Origin of the sequence: uncultured Succinivibrio sp. (assembly GCF_902756765.1) — a bacterium.
Lineage (GTDB): Bacteria > Pseudomonadota > Gammaproteobacteria > Enterobacterales > Succinivibrionaceae > Succinivibrio.
The window spans coordinates 1-2,031 of record NZ_CACVSS010000198.1; the positions used below are offsets into that span (position 1 = coordinate 1).

The 2,031-nt window shown below is 37.0% G+C and carries 1 protein-coding gene; it reads right to left on the reverse strand.

Annotated features, from left to right (window positions below):
- Window positions 1–79: 79 nt before the first annotated feature.
- On the reverse strand, window positions 80–1,735 hold the full coding sequence (locus tag QZU45_RS12355; protein ID WP_295355729.1) for an IS1634 family transposase: 1,656 nt from the start codon (window positions 1,733–1,735) through the stop codon (window positions 80–82).
- Between the last annotated feature and the right edge of the window lie 296 nt (window positions 1,736–2,031).

Sequence of the window (2,031 nt, forward strand, 5' to 3'; positions counted from 1 at the left end):
AGTTTTTCGCCAAATCCTTGTGAGAACTTTTAAAATTACTAAAGAATTTGCCATCGTGATTCACTTTTAAAAATACCAGTTATTTGAATCGGTAATTCATGATTTTCTCGTACTGTTTCTGAGTTAAAAGCGCGGATTTGACCGGTAGTTTTGTAAGCTCAGAAATCTTATTCAAAAAGTCGGATTTTGTCAGAAGATTTACATACTTACCGTTGCATTTAGCCAACTGAAAATCTCTGATAAATTTAAAAATTGCCTGGTATGAATCCTCGTCGTTCAGCTCGTATATTTGCAGAATTCTGGTAATGAGTGTTGCTATATAGCAGATAAGGAAGTGACCAAATATTGTGCTGCTTTTCTGCAGATATACCGGTCTTGCATCAAGCTCCGACTTCATAATTCTGAAGCTTTCTTCTATACGCCACAGATTATGGTAAATGCGGTAAATGTCATTGTCGGAAAGCTTTATCTCTGACGTAACCATAAGGTTGAATCCGCATAGCTCTTTATCTTCTTTTAATTTTTTAAGATTTAATTCGGCACGGGCTTTACTGCCGTCCCTGCCTTTAAAGCTGACGTATTTACTGCATTCCCCGTATTCGTCCTTCGCCGCTCTTGCCAAACTAAGTTCTCTGGCCTTATTTTCCAGCTTTTCTATCTCGGCAAGCTGTTTTCTGGCAAGTGAAGGATTATACGTAACCACTCGTTTTTCAGTTACTTTGAAGCCAGTCTTAGTCCCGTTGTCCTCATAGGAATAATAATAGTCATCAATGCACTCTTTGATGCGGTAGAGTACATTTCCTTCAGAGTCCTTTATATCCCTGTAGTCATTAGGATTAAACAGCCATGTCTTTTCTGTTTCAGGCAGCATTTTGCATGATTTTGAAAAGATGTAGCCGTCTCCGGCCTTAACGGCTGAATGGATGTTACGGGCACAGTTTAAGCCTTTATCTGCGACCTGAACGATTCTGTTCTTTATGTCGTTACTTCTTCTGAGTTCTTCGATGATTTCCCTTATTTTGGATTTTTCTGATTCATTTCCGGGAAACAGTTTAAGACCTATAGGTATTTGATTACCGTCTAACAGCAGTCCCATTCCAACCAATGGTAATGGCCTGTTCTCTTTACTCGGTCCTTTCCTTCTCAGTTCATCCTCACGGTCAATTTCAAAATAAAAATTAGTACAGTCAAAGTAGGCATTATAGGTATCAAGCTTGTATTTCTCATGTACAAGTTTAGTAAAGATTTCCACAAACTTCTCGTAATTATCACCAAAATACGACAATCCTGAAAGGAGCTGGTCATACGAAAAAGAATACTGTTTGTCCAAATACGGAATCACCTCATTAAATGTCTGATATTTACTGCATGGCTTGATGATTCGTGAAAAGAGCAGGGCACAGAACACGTCATAAAGACTGAACTGATAGTTTGTCGTTAAAGAGAGAATATCAATAAAATCCTTTACTCCGAGTTTATTGAGTACTGCATTAACAAGAAAGTGGCCACCAAACTTTATCGGGGCTCTGTCCGTTACCTCCTCGCACTTCTTTCTGTTATCTTCAAAATTTAACTTTTTTACAAGCTCCTCACAGTATGCCACTGGGTCAGTAATTCCCTGTTCCAAAAGTCCGGATCCAGTACCGAAAGACTTATAGGTAACCTGAACAGCATGGCCTCTTTTTGGGTCATGATAACCGTTGACAATAGACAGATAAACACGTCCTTTTTTCACACATTTTTTCAAAAAATAAGCCATAAATTACCCGGTAAAATTATACTCACAATACTCACAAGTTAAATTATACCATAAAAATATTTTGTCAAACAAGCGAAATAATGTGTAAAAGGCTTGTAATTCAAAGGATTGAAGGGTAAATCATACTTTCTACGCTATCAGCGTGAAACGATGTTGCCGTTTCACGTTTTTCACCAGAGAAAGCAAGGAGATTTTTTAAGTAATTAAAAATATTGACATTAAAAATTAAATATGTTTAAATATATTACAAAAGGATATTATTTATGAATACA